The 18,675-nt window shown below is 37.0% G+C and carries 12 protein-coding genes; all 12 read right to left on the bottom strand.

Translation table 11 applies throughout. From position 1 onward, the window contains the following. Nucleotides 1-4 precede the first annotated feature (4 nt). On the bottom strand, nt 5-1,486 hold the full coding sequence (locus tag PL_RS00440) for a RagB/SusD family nutrient uptake outer membrane protein (protein ID WP_041884740.1): 1,482 nt from the start codon (nt 1,484-1,486) through the stop codon (nt 5-7). Between the two features lie 18 nt (nt 1,487-1,504). After that, nucleotides 1,505-4,732, bottom strand: coding sequence for a SusC/RagA family TonB-linked outer membrane protein (locus PL_RS00435; protein ID WP_052496495.1), 3,228 nt, complete (start codon nt 4,730-4,732; stop codon nt 1,505-1,507). Between the two features lie 315 nt (nt 4,733-5,047). Further along, a complete protein-coding gene (locus PL_RS00430) occupies nt 5,048-7,450 on the bottom strand; it encodes an outer membrane beta-barrel family protein (protein WP_052496494.1) in 2,403 nt (800 codons plus the stop codon). An 83-nt stretch (nt 7,451-7,533) separates the two neighbouring features. Beyond that, on the bottom strand, nt 7,534-8,610 hold the full coding sequence (locus PL_RS00425; RefSeq protein ID WP_348620719.1) for a helix-turn-helix domain-containing protein: 1,077 nt from the start codon (nt 8,608-8,610) through the stop codon (nt 7,534-7,536). A gap of 147 nt (nt 8,611-8,757) precedes the next feature. Next, nucleotides 8,758-10,941, bottom strand: coding sequence for a peptidase domain-containing ABC transporter (locus PL_RS00420; protein ID WP_041884733.1), 2,184 nt, complete (start codon nt 10,939-10,941; stop codon nt 8,758-8,760). Next, nucleotides 10,935-11,813, bottom strand: a complete 879-nt coding sequence (locus PL_RS00415) for a hypothetical protein (protein ID WP_041884731.1) — start codon at nt 11,811-11,813, stop codon at nt 10,935-10,937. Before PL_RS00415 ends, PL_RS00420 begins: the two co-directional genes overlap by 7 nt. A 37-nt stretch (nt 11,814-11,850) precedes the next feature. Beyond that, entirely contained in the window at nt 11,851-12,729 is an 879-nt protein-coding gene (locus PL_RS00410) for a hypothetical protein (protein WP_041884730.1), read from the bottom strand. 11 nt (nt 12,730-12,740) lie between these two features. Continuing rightward, nucleotides 12,741-13,577: a hypothetical protein gene (locus PL_RS00405; protein ID WP_041884727.1), complete on the bottom strand. Its 837-nt coding sequence runs from the start codon at nt 13,575-13,577 to the stop codon at nt 12,741-12,743. Continuing rightward, nucleotides 13,568-14,833 (bottom strand): radical SAM protein, encoded by a 1,266-nt coding sequence (locus PL_RS00400; protein WP_041884725.1) that lies wholly within the window; start codon nt 14,831-14,833, stop codon nt 13,568-13,570. The genes PL_RS00405 and PL_RS00400 overlap by 10 nt, the downstream gene beginning before the upstream one ends. A gap of 100 nt (nt 14,834-14,933) precedes the next feature. Beyond that, nucleotides 14,934-15,143 (bottom strand): hypothetical protein, encoded by a 210-nt coding sequence (locus tag PL_RS00395; protein WP_041884723.1) that lies wholly within the window; start codon nt 15,141-15,143, stop codon nt 14,934-14,936. Nucleotides 15,144-15,265: 122 nt separating this feature from the next. Beyond that, nucleotides 15,266-17,674, bottom strand: coding sequence for an outer membrane beta-barrel family protein (locus tag PL_RS00390; protein ID WP_041884721.1), 2,409 nt, complete (start codon nt 17,672-17,674; stop codon nt 15,266-15,268). A gap of 178 nt (nt 17,675-17,852) precedes the next feature. Then, nucleotides 17,853-18,590 (bottom strand): LytR/AlgR family response regulator transcription factor, encoded by a 738-nt coding sequence (locus PL_RS00385; RefSeq protein ID WP_041884719.1) that lies wholly within the window; start codon nt 18,588-18,590, stop codon nt 17,853-17,855. Between the last annotated feature and the right edge of the window lie 85 nt (nt 18,591-18,675).

Here is an 18,675-nt window from a genome sequence, read left to right as displayed (position 1 = left end):
AAGATTAATAGCGGCCTTTCCACCATTCATTCTGACTGATGAGACTATTAGCATTAATGATACTATTGTTGATAGGCCATAACCAGCCTTTTTTACTAAAGCGGTCTTTATTCATCCATGAAGGATAAAAGCCACTTCCATCAATTCCGTATGATCTGCTGTTGCGAACTATGTCAAAATAGCTCTGCCCTTCCCCGATCAGTTCACGTTCACGTTCCAGTAAAATATCCCGTTTCAGTAAAAGTGATGAACTGGAAACCGATGCAACTCCCGACCTGGTACGGATCTGATTAATTGCTGTCAGTGCCTCTCCGTCTCTCCCTAAAGCATTTAAAGCTTCTGCTTTTAATAAAATAATATCAGCCAGTCTGAATATAATCAGATTGCTTTCTGCACGAAGATCATATTTCCCATCTGATCCGACATTCTGTATATCTGCATATTTAACCAGATTAGGTTTAAGATCACTGACACTGCGGTAAGCCACAAATTCCTTTTTTCTGGCATCATCAGTACTGTATAAATTATCAAGAGCGATAGGTGACAACCAGTAAGTTGGATTTGAATTCGGCATTCCTTTAACAATATCACTACTCACTGTTAAAAAGGCAATTGTGCTATTACTGCTGGACTCATTATTAGCATATTTTGACGGAATAACAAAAATATTCTCAGAACTGCTGGTATTACTGAATACTTTACGAATTGCACCTTTAGGCTCCAGGTTAAATAAATCGGCTCTGCTGATCAGTGAATCAGTATAAAGAACTGTTTTTGCATAATCATTTTTCCAGGCAGAAGCGTGGGCAAGCAATGCAAGTGCTGAAGCTTTACTTGCTCTTATCCGTTGATTTTCACCCAGCCCATCCCAGGTCAGCAAGGCAGATGCTTTAGTTGCATCAGCAATAACCTGATTCATAATCAGCTTTTCATCAGTAGTGCCAATTAATTTCACCTGATCTGCTGTCGTAATCGCAGTTAACTGTAAAGGAACATCTCCCCATACCCTGGTCATATAGAAATAAGATAAAGCACGTAAAAAATAAGCTTCACCCAATAAATAATTCTTACGGCCCGCAGCAAATTTAGCATCTGGCAGTGCACCGGCTTTTTCTAAGACCAGATTGGATAAACTTACAATCTGAAACCAGTTTGTCCAGTTATGTGCCCCTTCCTGGCGGTAAGCCACAGTAAATGATCCGGAGGTATACATACCAGAAACATTGGTATCATCCGAATTGAAAATTCCGACAGGTCCATCTCCCCACAGAAAAAAGCAATTGTCCCTAAACAGACTTTTTCGTAAAAGTGCATAAGCACCTAAAACAGCTCCATCTACATCCTTTTCATTTTGCCAGAATGAATTTTCATAAGTCGCATTTTCCAGATTATTTTCGAGTGCCTTTTTACAGGAGAATGTAAAACAACTCAAAAGCATTAACAGTCCAACTGCCAGTACCCTGTATTTTATATTGAATATCTTCATCTTGTTCTTGTTTAATAATTAAAATCCTACCTGTACGCCTAATGTATATTTCGTAGGTATTGGATATCCATCGCCGTAATCATACCCCATACCATCTACACGTTCTGCATCAACTCCGGAAAAACTCTGAAAAATATGCAGGTTATCAATGGTGCTGTACAAACGCAGGTTGTCTATCTTCGCTGCTTTCAGCCAGCTTATTTTTTTGGCATCGAAAGCATAGCTAAGACTGACATTTTTAATCCTTACATACCAGCCTGGTTCAACAAACAGACTCTGCGAAGCACGCCATGCATATAGGCCCATATAGGGATTTATAGCCGGGAAAGTTGTCTGATCGCCAGGTTGACGCCAGTAATTATACTTGCTGATATCAGAAATAGAAGCTTTGGCAAAATCTTCAGGATTTCCGTAAAACAAACCATTAGAAAGTCTTTTTGCCAGTGTGTTGTTCACAATGGTACGACCAAATGTAAAAGTGGTTAAGATCTGTACTGAAAAGCCTTTATACCTGAAGAAATTGGTAAAACCACCGGTTACTTTAGGATTGGGATCTCCGTAGAATGTCAAATCGTTCTGTCCGGCATTGTCAGACAGAAAATAATCTCCGTTGGTATCACGCCATTTTGGATAACCTAATCTTAGTGTTCCCCATTTGGTTGCGCCTACCGCACCAGTATATGGATTAACTAAAAGATCATTCGTAGAAGTAATTACACCATCATTGATATACATATAGTACATATTGATAGGCTTGCCAACAATATAAACTGAAGTTCTGCCACTACCATCTGTATAATACAAATCACGGTTCCCATTTGGCAGTGCAGTGACCATATTTTTATTAAATGATAAATTAAGTGAAGGTCTCCATTCAAAATTCTTTGCTTTAACAGCTACTCCGCTCAGGTTAATCTCAACTCCTGAGTTTCTAACCCCTGCAGCATTGGTAAATGTGTTCAGGTAACCTGAATACTCCGGGATAGTAATACTTAACATCTGTCCGGTAGTGTTTCTGGTATAAGCATCAACAGTTAAATTCAATCTGTTTTTGAACAAGATCATGTCAAGTCCTAAATTCAGCTCATCAGACCGCTGCCAGGTAATATTATCATTTGTAATCCCCCTGTAATCAGGAATTACAACAGTTTTTCCGCCATAACTTGTAGATGTGGCACCCTGATAACCTGCATCATAGGTATAGGCATTATAACGTGAGTTATCTCCGATACTGCTCTCATCACCCGCACGGCCCCAGCTTGCTCTCAGTTTTAATTCGTCAACCCAACTGAATTTCTTGATGAATTCTTCATTAGAAATCATCCATCCTACTGATACGGCAGGGAAATAACCCCATTTATTGTTCTTACCAAAACGGGAAGAAGCATCAGCACGATAAGAAGCATCAATCAGATATTTTCCGTCATAATCATAATGCATCGCCCCCAGATATGAAAGTTTTGCATAAGTAGATAAGTCAGTAGAACCAAACAGTTTTCCATTAGGGATACCGTTTACAATTTTGATATTATCATTTGGCACTCCACTTCCATATAAATCAGTTGACTCATTTCTTCTGCTCTCAAACTCCTGAACTGCAGTTGCAGTTATGTTATGTTTTTTAGCCAGTGTTTTTATCCATACCAGGTTATTGGTCAGAATATACTTCTGTCTCAGATTAGAAATGGATTCTGAATAGGCCAAACCGTCATCCTGTAAAAAAGAAGGAGAAGAATAATCCTGTTTTGAAGTAGAATAACTTATGGCAGCACGTGTGCTTACTCTAAAGTCTTTCAAAAAGGTTAATCTCAGTTCTCCACTTCCAGTCAGATCATTATTGACGTTATCATTTCTTTTATAAGAATATGGATTAAGTGCTGCATCCCGGTCTACTCCTGAAAGCTGTAACAAAGAAGATGGCATAGAAACAGGATTGATCTTGAACAGGTTTCTGTAATTATTATAAGATGGTTGCTCTGATCCTACCAGACGTTTACCACTGGATGCACGAAGACTGGTAATTAATTCCAGATTCTTACTGATGTTCACCCCTACGTTACTGTTAAAAGAATAACGTTTGTACCCTGTATTAATCACTACACCTTTCTCATTATATAAACCGGCACCAATACGATAATTGACAGCCTCAGACCCTCCTGAAACAGAAATATCATAATTCTGTACCGCACCAGACTGATAAAACAGATTCTGATAATCATTATTATTGTTAAATGCGGGATTCAAACTATCAGTCAGTAATTGCGGAACCTGATTACGTAATTGCAGATCTGTTCCGTAATTATAAATCAGATCCATCTTCTGTCTGCGCTCTGCAGCTCCGATTAACGTTGCCACTTCCTTAGGTTTTTGCGTATACCCATGGTAAGTATTAAAACTTATTCTGGGTACCCCCAGTTTACCTCTTTTGGTTTTAATCAGGATAACACCGTTTGCTGCTCTGGATCCATATAAAGCCGCTGCTGATGCATCTTTCAATACATCAATAGACTCTACATCATTGGGATTCAGACTGGCCAGAAAGTTGGTTCCGGTAGCATCAAAAGCTCTGATCTCATCATCACCAATAGGTATTCCATCTATTACATATAATGGATTACTATATAAATCATCTGTATTAAAATTAGCCGAAGACATCGGGATTTTTGTATTTCCCCTTACAACCAGTGAAGTTTTCACCCCCGGTTGCCCGCTAAAATTCTGTACGTTTACGCCTGGCAGTTTTCCTTGTAAAAGTACATCAACACTTGCCGCAGGTAGGTTTTCTATATCCTTACTTGTAATACTGGCTATTGCAGCTGTAGTCTTTTTACGGTTAATACTGCCGTATCCGGTAACAATTACTTCATTCAGGTCATTCTTATCTTCTTTTAAGATAACTGAAATGTTTGTTTTCCCATTTACCGGAACTTCCTTGTCAACAAAACCAATCATTCTGAAAATAATGATATCATTTTCATTTACACTGATTTTAAAAGAGCCGCTGCTATCTGTGCTTGTCATCGCATTTTTTCTTCCTTTGACGTAGATAGTCACGCCGGGAATAGGAATTCCCTGAGCATCTTTGACAACACCCTGAATAACTATAGCTAAGGTTTTTGGAGGCTGGTTGATCCGCTTAAAATTACCAGATACCAGCGAGAGAGGTTTGCCATCTGCATTGCTATAAATACCCTGAAGTATTAATAATGCGCAGCAAACCTTAATGAAAGGTAGAGTACACTTCATAAAGTTTAGATTTAGTTAGGTTGTTTAGTTAATAAGGCAAAGGTGGTTCGCGCTTTGCTGATGATTAAGTTATTGACAACCAACTCAAATCCTGCGTTTTTAGCAACGCAAACGCTTGCATAGATTTAAAGTGAAAAAGGATTGGCTAATACTTTCCTATGTAATATTTTAGTTGAAATACAATATATATGTGGTTTTATTTAAAGAAGGACAATAAATTTTCCATTTGTCATGGATATGACATTTAATTGTTACACAAACGTTTGTTTTTAATACAACAGACATTATTTAGATAAAATCATTTGATAATTGTGTCTATCTAACCCTGCTATTTTCGTCCTGTCCGGTAGATTTATTCGAGTAGGTGACTTTTTTCAACCTGCCAAAATTATAGCTCAGTGTCATTCGATAATACTTGTTGTTATTCATCCTGGCAAACTCGATATAAGTCTCACCAATTTCATAGCTACCAGATGGTCTGTCTCTGCGAAAAATGTCATTGGCTGTAAAATTGAGTCTTAAAGCTTTATTCAAAAAATCCTTCTCCAGCCCCAGAGCTACTAAAATCTGATTTTTTCTGTAAAAAATCCCATCATATAAATCTCCGGTATACCGGCCCAGTGCCTGAATTCTGAACAGATTTCCAATCTTAAAACTATTTACGGAATATAAATGCAACTGCGGCCGGCTCCTTTTCAAACCATAAAGAAATTCACTGGTCATGTACTTATTATAAGTCATATCCACTGTATTCATTGAAGTCCACCAATCGCGGTTAAATGGAACAGACAGAGAAATAAACCAGGAATCCAGTCTGTCAAAATTCAGTGGTTTTAATACATAAGTATTTTCTGCCTTACCTTGTATTGCGGCACCAGAAATCGCGTCTGTTGTATGATTATAGCCCACTTTAAAACTGTATACTTTATACGATAGCCCGGCTTCAAAAGCATGTGTTTTTTCAGGCTTCAAATAAGGATTTCCTTCTATACTGGTATAGGCATCCTGATAAATACCCGAAGGATTTAAAGACTGATACCTTGGCCTGGTTATCCTGGAAGTATAAGAGAATCTGAACAGTGTCTGATCGGCTGGCTTAATGGATATAAAAGCATTCGGAAACAGATTAAAATAGCTGTCCTTTATATTTTCCAATCCCTGAACATTCGTTTCCAGTTTGTAACTGGTCCATTCGTTCCTTATGCCGAGACCGTAATTTATCTTTTCGTTCATCTGACCATTAAAGTTCAGGTAAACTGCAGGAATATTTTCCTGATATTTAAAATCTGCTGACTGTGTACCATCAGGAAAAAAAACATTATCATTTTTAGTTATAAAAAAATCTGAATATGATTTATTGGCGGCATAACTGTATTTCATGCCAAAGTCCAGCTTGTGATTTAAATCAAAAGCTTTTGTATAATCCAGCTGTGCATTGGCCAGTCTGATTTTATAACCAGCCTTATTATTCAGAATTCTGAATGCGACCTGTTCGTCAACCAGGTTATCTTCACTTATATGATCATCTGTATCAGACACATAACCTGCATACTGCGCACCAATAAAGAACGCAGACCCCAGACTATCCGGATTCCTGTTGTAGTTCAGCGTAACCGAGTTATTTCTGGTTACATTATCATTGGCTGTATTACTCTTGAAAAGTCCGCTCATGACAGTAGAAGTTATAGCATTTTCACTTTGGGTACTCCCTCCCAGATGATTATAAGAGCCGCTGTATTCAGCAGAAAAATAGCTCTTTTCATTAAGATCATATTGCCCGCCAAAATTATAATTAGAGAAATTAGTATACTTTCTGTTCCAATCGGTCATCAGTACAGAACGAAACTGATCTGTCGACTTCAGTCTTGATCTCGTTGTATTGAGTATTTCTCTTGTATTACCCAGTAATAAACCATAATTCCCTGTTAAGGATAGCTTACCCCTTCTAAAATTTGCATCTAGATTGGTATTCGCACCTGGCGGGCTAAAATCTGATCTGGTATATGCCTGTCTGAAACTTCCCTTATAACCTTCTTCCGCATTTGTAGTTGTGATGACATTAATCACTGACTTACCTTCTGCATCATACTTTGATGAAGGATTTGTAATGATCTCTATTTTTCTGATCTGCGAGGCAGAAATTGAAGACAACTGTTCAGTGGTTATTCTTCGCCCGTTTAAATAAATAATAGCTTCTCCTTTTCCAAGCACAAAAACCCCTGTTTCAGTAACATTAATATTGGGCGATTTAGATAAAATTTCTATCGCAGTGGTATTGGTAGCCAGAATTGTATTAGCCACATTGACTTCTACTGTTCCATTTGCCCGATTTCTAAACAAAGGAACCTGTGCAACGACTTCTACTCCTTTTAAAGTTCTTTGATTGACCTGCATAAGTATCAGACCAAGATCCAGTTCCTGCCGGGCAGAACTGATCTGCAGCGGCCCATGATATTTCCAGTGATATTCCAGTGAGGAAGTTAAAAGCAGATAAGTACCATTTTGTACACTGGTCAGCTGAAATCGTCCGGAAGCATCAGTAAAAACGCTCTTAACAGGTAACGAATCTTTAACAGAAAGTAAAGTTACAGTAGCAAACTCAATTCCTTTACGGGTATTCGTGTCAATGACAATTCCTTTAATGTTTACAGATTGTGCACAGACATTGATTCCGGCTAAAAGTATAAATGAAAACAGAGTGATAAAAATTCGGGACATAACAGCTGATTTGGTTCTTTCTTTCAAAAGTCCAGATCAATTTTTAGCTGAAAGTGCTGTAATCGGGAATCAGGAGTACGGTTTTATAAATCCGTACTATGGATAACGTTCTTTTTCTGCTGATATGCAGCCGGAGTTGTTCCGGTAAGCTTTTTAAAAGTAGCGAAAAAAGTAGATTTAGAATTAAACCCGACCTCATAACCTATAGATTCTAATGTCAGCCGGTTATCTGAAGTCATTATTCTGCAGGCTTCATTGATTCTGAATTCATTCACATAGGTGGTGAAATTTTTACCCAGGTTATCATTAAGCAACTGTGATAACTGATGACTGGAAATAGTAATATCTTTTGACAGATCATTTAATTTAAGATCCGGATTTTTGTATAATTCTTTTTCTATCATGATCTTCTCCAATCGGGGAAGTAAGATATTAGCCTCATCATCCTTAACTTTCTTATTAGGATATTTATCCTGTCCTGAAGCAAATAAGTCTTTATTTCTTTTTCTGTACAAAAGTGTAAATATGGCCAGGTATAAACTAAAAGAGAAAGCTATCGCTCCATTGAGGTATAACGAAAATGAAGCATTCCACAAAGCCAGCTGAAAAAACATAAAGATCAGAACAGAACCACCAAAGACGGTAAGAATCCATATTTCTGCTGTTTTCAGCTTATACTCTTTATGAAAGCAGTTCTTCAGTAAACCCTTTATTACAAAACCTGATGCGACCAGATAAACGAACCACTCGGCATAAATAATCTGTACAAAATAATTGTTCCAGAGCTTTGGATAAGTTTGATAAGGAAATAAAATTCCGGGAATTAAAACTACAGCAAACAACATCGCTATACTCCACCTGGAAGACTTCGGTAAGGAAGTTGCCTGATTATTGGTTGTCTTTAAAAAATAATAGAGAAAAGGACCTATAAAAAAGCAGGCAGTAAGACCTATCTGCAGGTAAATTTTAGGCAATGAATGATTAAAGGATACCATTATGGATTTACCAATTCGCAGACTCATCGCTAAAAGCAATGCGCCAAAAAACAGATTTGACAATTGTTTTTTCCCGGTGAAAAATAAAAAATAGCCACTTAAAATGAGCCCGTTAAACACACCCAAAGCACTAAAAAAAAACAAAAATATTCTACCGGTATCCATACAATTATCAGAAGCGTTTATTCCTGTAAAGTAGCAAGAAAATTTCAATAATTAAGGGTATCAGGATAATGCGTTCAATGGCTCAGGTTAACAAAGTCCGGGTCCTTTCCTGTGTGGCAGAAAATAAGAAAAACCGAAGATATCTTCTTATTGCCCAAGCTCCAGCTGATTCTTTACCAGTTCATAATATTTTCCTCTGTTCCGCGTAAGTTCGGCATGAGAACCAACTTCCACGATCTCTCCCTTTTCCAATACCACAATCTGAGCTGCATTTTTAACTGTGCTCAGTCTGTGCGCAATAACCAGAACAGTTTTACCGATAAAAAACCGTTCCAGATTATCCATTATTGCCCGCTCATTATTTGAATCCAGAGAATTTGTCGCCTCATCAAAAAAGATAATCTGAGGGTTTTTATAAACTGCTCTTGCAATAAACAAACGCTGTTTCTGTCCACCACTCAAATCAACTCCGGTACTGCCCAGTGCAGTATTATGCTTTTGCGGAAGTGAATCAACAAAATCATCAAGACAAGCAATTCTAAGTGCCTGATAAACCCTGTCAAGATCAACATTCTTATCGTCCATGGCTATATTCTGAGCAATCGAGGAACTATAGACATATCCATCCTGCATAACCACCCCGCACTGACTCCTTAGTTCATCAGTATTAATCGCTTTCAAATTGACGTCATCAATTAAGATACTTCCATCCTGAGGCTGATAAAATGACAACAATAATTTCATTAAAGTCGTTTTGCCACTGCCACTTGTTCCCACTATTGCAGTAATGCCACCCTTTGGAATAAAGAGATTGATTCCGCGAAGTACATAGGGATTATGAATCCCCGAGTATTTAAAAGAAAGATTATGTATGTCAAAGCCTCTGTTTAATTTACCCGGAAAGCTGATTTTCCCCTGGTCATTCTCATTGGTCTTTAACTGTATCTCATTTAACCGCTCGAAAGAAGTTTTTGCATCCTGATAATCGTGAAAAAAATTCATAATCTCCTGCAGCGGTATAGTTAGCTGACCAACGATATAGCCTATACTAAGCATAACACCAAAGGTGATAGTTCCGTTAATTACCCAATAGGAACAAAGAAAAGTTATAAAAATACTTTTAAGCTGGTTAACGGTATTTATACCATTTTGCTGAAGCTGAGAAAGCTTCAGATTACTTAATTTAAAATCATACAGTTTATGCTGCAGTTCCTGCCAGCTCCCTACCCTGCCTGCCTGAGCATTATTCAGTTTAATCTCAGTCATTCCTGAAATCAAATCGTTCAGATAATGTCTTTCTTCGATAGCCAGTCCGAATCTGCGGTAATCCAGTCTTTTTCTTCTGTCCATAAACAGAAAAAACCACACAAATGATAAAACGGTAAATAATAAAAAGCTTAATACAATGTATTTATCAAACCAGAAGATCTGTAAGATGTACACGATCAGAAGTGATACGGAAAAGATAAAAGATACCAGTTTGGTGGATAAGAATGTTTCAATTCTGGAGTGATCATCTATTCGCTGATAAATATCTGCATGATTCTTTGAATCAAAAAATGAGATTGGCAGCATCAGTAGTTTTACCAGAAAATCAGATATAATACCTATACTTAATTTGGTACTCAGCTTTGCCTGAATTAAACTCCTGATATAATTGGTGAAAGTTAAACTTCCGAACAATACAAACTGGAATAACAGTACTTTCCATATAATACCTATATCTTTTTTCTCTACTCCCTTATCTGTCATGTATTCAATAGTTCTGGGGATAAGCAGAGAAATAAAACTGGCAATCACAATAACCAGCAAAAGAACACCGATTTGCTTTGCATGTGGTCTCAGAAAATCTGCAAATTGCTGCAATACACTTTTGCCATTTACAGCTTCGGTCGTATAAGTACTTTCCAGGTCAGGCTCAACAAATAATGCAATCCCTTTTTCGCCATTATCTGACCATCCATCAATAAATTCTTTCTCAGATAAAGTAGCAAAACCATAGGCCGGATCCCCTATCGTATATTTGCCATCCTTAATCTTATACAAAACAACATAGTGATTTTTTCTCCAGTGAATAATACATGGAAACGGATGATTATTTTTGAGATAGTCTATAGTGGTTTTGAACACCAGAGCCTTAAACCCTATTTGTTCAGCACCGTACATAATATCCCCTATGTTACTGCCCAGACGGGATGTATTACACAGTTCTCTTAATTCTGATATACTGGTATTTATTTTATAATATTCAGAAATCATTTTTAAACAAGCCGGACCACAGTCCATCAGGTCTAATTGTTTCTGAAAGGGATACTTGTAAAATTTCAGCATCGGAAAGCCCCAAAATAAACCATTGTAATATCCAGCTGTTTATTGCCTAAAGTAGAACCATCATGGAAACAATTATCCGTTGGCGCAATATAATACTGATAAGGTTTTTGCTGCACCCGGATTACCGGATAATCAGGAAAATGCTCAAAAAAGAACTTCGGGATATTAGCAATATTAACCTTGTTCTTTTCGACACCGATTTTCTTTGCTATCATATTTAAAGCCTGTATCATGGACAGATTTACAAATAAAAATGACCGCGTATCATTCCCCAGGTTAATGGAAATACGGTTTCCGAATTGATGAGCGGTGTGGATAGTCATTTCCTGTGTTCCATCATTATGCATCCCCATATACCTGATATCCTGCGGCTTAAAACCGGAAGGCAGTTTAGTCGTATTACAGGCAAGCATTTCTATATTTGGCAATGTTGTACCTATACAGTGGAAATTAAACGGCTTATCATCGGCAAGTGGCTTTAAAAACGAATTTAAGTTTGTGCTCAACTCTTTTGTCAGCTCTGCATCACCCGAAAATTTTGTAAATACTTCCTCCCTGTTTTTAGACCCGGCCAGGTTTATTTTTTTAAAATTCTCTTTTAATGCTTCAGGAATATCACCCAGATATACAGTATTATAATCATTCCGTCTCTCTTTCGCCCGCAAACATCCCATCTCTGCAGGATCTAAGCTCCTCCAGTCTCTTTTAGCAACATAGGCATGATCCTCATACTGCGGCGTGTACACCACCCCATTAAAATTAACAGGTTCAGTAATCTGCCCGGTATGAAGTACTGTTCCGGAATTTATACTTACAGCATCATAACCCTGCTGCATTTGATTATGTATTAAAATACCCTTTTTTAGTCTCATGCTATCAAATAATATAGTTTTTCTTAATCCTTTCTGTTTAAAATCTGAATGCCCCGAAATAAACGATAATAATATCCAGCTCTTTCATCCCTAACGTGGAACCATCGTGAAAACAGTTATCTGTTGGAGCGATATAATATTGATATGGTTTCTGATCTATTTTAATGACGGGATAATCCGGAAAATACTTAAAGAAATATTTAGAGATATTAATAATATCAATCTGATATTTGGTTACATCTACCTTTTGTTTAAGCATATTCAAAGCCTGCGTCATGGTCAGATTTACAAATAAAAAAGACCGTGTTTCTTTTCCAAGATTGATTGTAAGCCGGTTTCCCAGCTTATACAAAGCATGCGGAGACACAAATTTTGTCCCGTCATTATGGATACCCATATACTTTTTATCCTGTTCAGCGTGATCCGCAGGTAATACAGTGGTATCACTGGCTACGACCTCCAGATTTGGAAGATTAGTTCCCAGATAGTGAAAACGAAAAGGTTTCTCATCCGATTTAGATTTCAAAAACTCTTCCGTAATCTTGTTAATCTCTAAAGTTAAGTCCGGATTTTTCTTAAATCTGTCAAAGACATCATTCCGGTTTTTACAGTGCCCTAAATCCAGTTTTTGGAACAAAGTCTTCAGGTTTTCAGGAATATCCCCGATATAGATTGTATTGGAATCACTGCGTTTATCAGTTGATTTCAAGGTCTTAATTTCCTGATTACTTAATGTTCTCCAGCTTCTTTCCGGAATAAAAGCATCCTCTTCATAAGACGGTAAAAATGAAAGATCCTGGTAATTGATCTTCTTTATATCCTGCTTTGTATAGTGAATTACTCCCGAATTAATAGAAATACAATCATTTCCTTCTAATGATTGATTATGCAGCATAATACCCTTCTTTATCTTCATATCTACAATATTTATAGCATAGCCATATCAAAGATCCCTGTATATACTATGGTAATATCTATTTCCTTATTACCAAGGGTAGTCGCATCATGAAAAAAGTTATCCGTAGGTGCAACGTAATATTGATAGGGCTTCAAATCAACTCTGATAGCCGGATAATCAGGATAATGCTTAAAAAACAAGTAGGCTATATTATCCGGATTAACGTCAGTATCAGTAAGGTTTATTTTTTCCTTAACCATATTAAACACCTGTATCAGGGAAAGATTGGTAAAAGCAAGATACCGGGTTTCTTTACTCAGATTAATAGAGATCCGGTTTCCGGATTGATGTGCAGTATGGGGAGTGAAACGTTTGCTCTGATCAATATGCAGGCCTATATAAATAAATTCTTCGTCGATATAATGACAGGTTATGGTTTCCCGGTTAGGCATTGCCCTTGTAATCCGGTGAAATTTGTAGTTTTTAGCCGTGGAAAAAGGGCGCAGAAAAATATCCAGATCCTTATTGATTGTTTTCACAGCTTCCTCATCCTCTTTCATTTTAGGGTATACCTGATCCAGCTGCGTACAATCATGTAAGCCCATTGCACGGAAAGCGTCTTTTAAATGCTGAGGTATATCACCTACATATATGCTTTTGCGAAAATCTGTGTTTTTCTTATCTGTAATTAACAACTTCTTCTCAGCATGTTCCAGTTTACGCCATTCCCGTTTGGGGATGTACGAACCGGTATGATAGTTTAATCCCGTTTCGATGGTGGCTGGCATCGTTCCGTTATTAATAGATAATTGTTCATCAATACCAGGCAGATCACTATAAATATGAATTCCTCTTTTTAAGTGCATACGATGTCAGGCTGTTTAAAAGAAATTAGTTTTTGCTTAACCTCATTATCTATTTGAATCAGAGCAGGTTTCTCTATTTCCTGAAGAAGTTCTTCGTAGGAAAGTTTTTCGACCCCCATCCTGTTGGTAACTTCGGCGGGAAGACTATCAAGAATATCATTTTGTATGAAACTCAAAATTCTGATAATATCCTTGCAGTAAATGGTTGGATTATCAAAACCGTTATGGTTAGCATATCTGCTGCCCAGGAATCCACCTCCGCAAAAATCGTAAACCGGACAGTTCAGACATTTTTCACAAACCATATCATGCGCATTATAATAAACCTCGAAAATATTATCCTGAAAAAGATCCTCTATCTGATTCTTGTGGATATTGAGCTCATTCCTGGTAATACCTTCATAACAGGCTCTTAAAGAATCTACCACTTCAATTCCACCATCTGTCTCTATAACCACCACCCCATTTTTCTTTTTCCCGAAAGCCTGATTGCCTATATTTTCTTCTCCTGCAATCATTTCAATCAGGGTTTCAAAAAATCTTATAGTAGGTCTTTGCTTATCACTTTTCCAGATCTGAAAAAGTTCAATCAGCCAGTCCGCATAAGGTGTATAATCGTCATCACCAAATCTGGCTGTATCAAATCCATCCGGAAGTTTATCATAATGACCATCTGGCAACAATAAATTTAAATTACCAATTTTAAGGTCTTTCAACTCCTGATAAAACTCGGAAGTCGGGATCCCCGTATTCATCACCATGAGTATACCTAATAAACCGTTGTCCCCGCCTAATTTTACTGCTTTTGCGACCTGATTATAGGAGCCCTTTCCATTATGGAATACACGAAATTCGTCATGATATTTTTTAGGGCCGTCAATACTGATTCCTATCCCAACATTATTAGCTTTAAATAAATCATACCACTCTTTATCAATTGTTACACCGTTGGTTTGAATCGTAAAACCAAATTCAATTTCGGGTGAAGTCTCTCTGAAGAGATTAATACAGGTCTTAAAATATTCTTTGCTCAATAAGAGTGGTTCACCTCCATGAAAAACAATCTGCACATAATCAATACCGGCATTTTTACAGTATGATTTTAAACGCTCAGCTAATACTGTTACCGTTTCCAGTGACATGAATTTAGGTTGCTTCAGGTAGGTTTGATCTCCTAAATTGTACATATAACAATACGAACAATTCAGATTGCAGCGGCTGGCAATCTTAAGCACATAAGAGGTTACTTTTTCCATCGTTAAACAGAGCTCAGGTTATTTCAATAATGTTTTGTTGTTGTTATCCATAAAATACAGATAGCCAGTTATCTGATAACCGGCTATCTGCAGGCATCAATTAGCTGATTGCTTGTAAGAATGTATCATGCTTATCATAAGCAGATGCTTTCGAACGCAAATTACTAACTGCAACAACTGAGCAGCCAGCACTTACTCCACCAAAAATGGCTTTGTAAAGATCTAATTGTTCATTTTCTGAAGAGTTTACAGCATCATTCAGGATACTTTTTTGCTCAGAATTTGATGCGATGTTTGCATTTTTTTTCATGGAAATTTGGTTTTAGGTTGAGAAAAAGCCATCAGTAAGGACATGGCAACTGCCCTTTCATCTATATTTAGTTAATAATGAAACAAGTGAATACAACTATTCAGCATAACATTGAATTCAAACTACATGGTTCTTTGTTTGAGATCCTCATATCCCACATCTCTGTCTCTTTTATCTTTTACAGTAGATTTCCCAAAACTAAAGCTCACTGAAAGGGCCACACTACGGGTATCATAATAGTTCTGATCCATAATCCTGAGCTCATTTAACATTACTTTATATCTATCCTTGTTACTCTTAAAAAAATCCTGGCCTGATAGTGTAATATTCCAGGCACCGATTGATTTTCTTAACCGGACTTCTGTTTCAAGCCGGTTTCCGATTTCAGTATTCACGATGGTAACGGGGAAAGTATTATTGGCTATAACAGTACAGCTAAGACCGCTCTTTTTAGAAATATTAAATGTCTGATTAGTTGTAACACTAAAAAGAAAAGACCTGTTGTCGATGACAACGTCACTGGCATAGGAGCCTTTTGAGACAACATAACCTAAAAGAGTTGATCCTGATAGTCTCCACCACGGAAGCAGCTGATTATAATAAGTTATTGAATTTGAAAAAGCATATTTATTACCATAATTCACTTTTTTATTCACAATAATATTTGCTGCAGGATTATAGGGAAGCGCATAAAACTCATCCAACAATTGACTGGCAGCCAACTGAATAGAATAAGTACCTGTCTTATTTTTAAAAGTATGACTCAACTCCTGTCTGTAATATTTTGAAGGCAATAAAAAGGGATTTCCTTCAAAATAAGTCTGATCAGTTGTGTAGGTTCTGAATGGATTAACATCCCAGAAGCTTGGCCGCGTTATTCTGCTGGAGACAGCCAGAACAAATGTTTTTTCTTTAGCCGTTGTATATTTCAGGAAAGCGGTTGGAAAGAAATTAGTATAATTCCTGTCTACTGCCTTTACTCCTTCAAGCCAGCCTTTTGCAATTGTATTCTCCATACGCAAACCGAGCTGATAGGCCCATCTGGTATTTATTTTATGATTCAGAATACCATATAGGGAATTTATATTCTCATCATATTTGAAAAGGTTACTTGTTTTAGGATCTTTTATCCAGCTATCTTCAGCTACCCGATCCTCAAAAAGCAGATCATTATTGATTTTTGAAAAAGAAGCCTTTGCGCCAAAATCAAGAGATGTTTTTGGATTAACCGGCCATTCAAAATCAACTTTAAGTGACTGGTTGCTAATACGCTGCGGAGATGAGCTTCTAAACCAGTCTTCAACAAACAAAGATTGATTGTTGGTCAGATCCAGTGCGTCAGTCCTGCTCACTGAATTATTCTTCGATCTGTATTCCAAAGCATCAAAATCAATACTGATTTGTTTACCCGAAGAATCAAGTTTACCCTGATAATTTAAGTTCAGCGAATAGGTTTGTGAACTCAGCTTATCCTTATTATTAGTCAGGCTGAGAGAGTCAGCATGATTGAAATAATCGCGTCTGAAAGCATTGCGTGTTTCTTTATGCCAGTTACCGGAATAATCAAATAAGAGTCCAACCACATGATCAGCATTAATCTGATGATCAATCCCCAGGTTTCCTCCAGGAGATAAATCCTGATAATCATTAAACGAATTAACACTTCTGTGCAGCAGGCCTTCAGGAGATCCGGGCGGATAGTATATATCTTTTTTTAATTCAGGCTTTCTGCTTTTGTTACTCATATACAGATCAGAGAAGACATTCCATTTTCCCTTTCGGTTATTGAGGTAAACGCTTCCCGCTTCTGAATTAACAGCTGTTTGTCTGGTACTCAATACTGCATTCCCAACAAGACCTTCTTCCTTGTTCTTTTTTGTAATAATGTTAATGATGCCGGCTCCTCCCTCTGCATCATACTTACTGGAGGGAGTAGTGATCACTTCGATGGCCTGCAGATTATCTGACGGAATACTGCTTAAATAGTTTTTTAAGGCATTACCAGAAAGTACTTTTCTCTTATTATTCATGTACACAATAGCTCCTGAAGTGCCACTGATTTGAATTGTACCATCAGATGAAACATTTACCAGGGGCGTTTTTTCCATGACGTCCCATATATTATTCCCAAAGACAAGATCAGTCTCTGCCACATTAAAACGAAGGCGATCTATTTCTCTTTCAAAAATTGGTTTCCTGGCACGTACAACAATTCCCTTTAAACTCTGAATATTCTTAAACTGTACATTGATCAGTGTGTCTGTATTAATATTCGCAGCAATTGCTGAATCCTTATAGGCTACGTACTTAAACAGGAATTTATAATTCCCCCTGGTCATGTTTTTAAACTGATAATTGCCCAGACTGTCCGTAATGGCATTGCCTATTACCGATGTACCCTGCTGAAGACTGACAACAACTAATTCAACCGGCATCTTTTTTTCATCTGTCACTTTGCCTCTGACAGATATCTGGGCAGAAGCACTATAAAAAACGAAAAGAAAGCATACAGTTTGAACAAATTTCAACATATCAGATAACGTGGGATTAATGAAATTAAGCTACATTCTTTTAACCTCATTAATTTCATTTGGTTAGTTTTTATTAAACTATAACGATAAAACAGAAAACTAAAATATTTTGGACGAACAGATTTTAATACTATATATAAAGGCCATTTTTCAGGATAAGAAATATCAGTGTAAGCTATTACAGCTTACGTCTTGCCTTTAAAAGGTTACGGTTTACAAACACACTAAAGTCCTTTTTGTAATGATCACCTACCGTAATCTGTCTCCCGTTATTCATTGTAATTGTATTCCCATCTATATGATCAATATGTTTATTATTCATAATAAAGCTCCGGTGAAACTGTTCAAATCCTCTTTCCCTGGTCAGCTTAAAAGAAATTTCAGTTAGCGAGATATAGGTCAGAATACTTTTATCGACCGCATATACCATTACATAATTCAGTTTACTTTCTGCCAGGATAATATCATCATATAAGATCTTAATCAGTTTCAGATTGTCATCCTTACTTTTAATAAAAAAGAAGTCCTGTTGATCTGTTTTCCCTGTTTGATCCGGAGCAGGAGCAGGAAACAGCTTGTGTATCGTTGTTAAAAATTTGGCAAATGAATAAGGTTTTAACAGATAACCATCAGCCTGCTTTTCAAAAGCTTCATATCCATATTGTACATGAGCAGTTGTAAATACTAACTTCCTGATTTTAGACTGGACAATTCCGGCCAGTTCAATTCCTGAAATTTCGGGCATATCAATATCAAGCAAAAGCAGATCAATTTCTTCACCTTTATTGATTTCATTTATGGCCAGTAAAGGATCAGTGTAACACGCTGTCAATTCCAGTTCCGGGATCTTAGCCAGATAATTTTTCAACCCCTCGATTGCATGAGGTTCGTCATCAATGATTACACACTTCAACATAAATACTAATCTTAAATCTCTAAGATAGTATAAAAAGCATTTTAAGCAAGTGTTTACACCTATAATTAACTGTAATATACAGTCA

It is taken from the genome of Pedobacter lusitanus (genome assembly GCF_040026395.1).
In the GTDB taxonomy this organism is placed as follows: Bacteria; Bacteroidota; Bacteroidia; order Sphingobacteriales; family Sphingobacteriaceae; genus Pedobacter; species Pedobacter lusitanus.
Note: the sequence above shows the minus strand (reverse complement) of the source record. Positions and strands in the feature narration are given on the sequence as shown.

Excerpts from the sequence above, each read along its gene's own strand:
- PL_RS00440 (WP_041884740.1), bottom strand. The coding sequence starts at position 1,486 with ATGAAGATATTCAATATAAAATACAGGGTACTGGCAGTTGGACTGTTA.
- PL_RS00435 (WP_052496495.1), bottom strand. The coding sequence starts at position 4,732 with ATGAAGTGTACTCTACCTTTCATTAAGGTTTGCTGCGCATTATTAATA.
- PL_RS00430 (WP_052496494.1), bottom strand. The coding sequence starts at position 7,450 with ATGTCCCGAATTTTTATCACTCTGTTTTCATTTATACTTTTAGCCGGA.
- PL_RS00425 (WP_348620719.1), bottom strand. The coding sequence starts at position 8,610 with ATGGATACCGGTAGAATATTTTTGTTTTTTTTTAGTGCTTTGGGTGTG.
- PL_RS00420 (WP_041884733.1), bottom strand. The coding sequence starts at position 10,941 with ATGCTGAAATTTTACAAGTATCCCTTTCAGAAACAATTAGACCTGATG.
- PL_RS00415 (WP_041884731.1), bottom strand. The coding sequence starts at position 11,813 with ATGAGACTAAAAAAGGGTATTTTAATACATAATCAAATGCAGCAGGGT.
- PL_RS00410 (WP_041884730.1), bottom strand. The coding sequence starts at position 12,729 with ATGAAGATAAAGAAGGGTATTATGCTGCATAATCAATCATTAGAAGGA.
- PL_RS00405 (WP_041884727.1), bottom strand. The coding sequence starts at position 13,577 with ATGCACTTAAAAAGAGGAATTCATATTTATAGTGATCTGCCTGGTATT.
- PL_RS00400 (WP_041884725.1), bottom strand. The coding sequence starts at position 14,833 with ATGGAAAAAGTAACCTCTTATGTGCTTAAGATTGCCAGCCGCTGCAAT.
- PL_RS00395 (WP_041884723.1), bottom strand. The coding sequence starts at position 15,143 with ATGAAAAAAAATGCAAACATCGCATCAAATTCTGAGCAAAAAAGTATC.
- PL_RS00390 (WP_041884721.1), bottom strand. The coding sequence starts at position 17,674 with ATGTTGAAATTTGTTCAAACTGTATGCTTTCTTTTCGTTTTTTATAGT.
- PL_RS00385 (WP_041884719.1), bottom strand. The coding sequence starts at position 18,590 with ATGTTGAAGTGTGTAATCATTGATGACGAACCTCATGCAATCGAGGGG.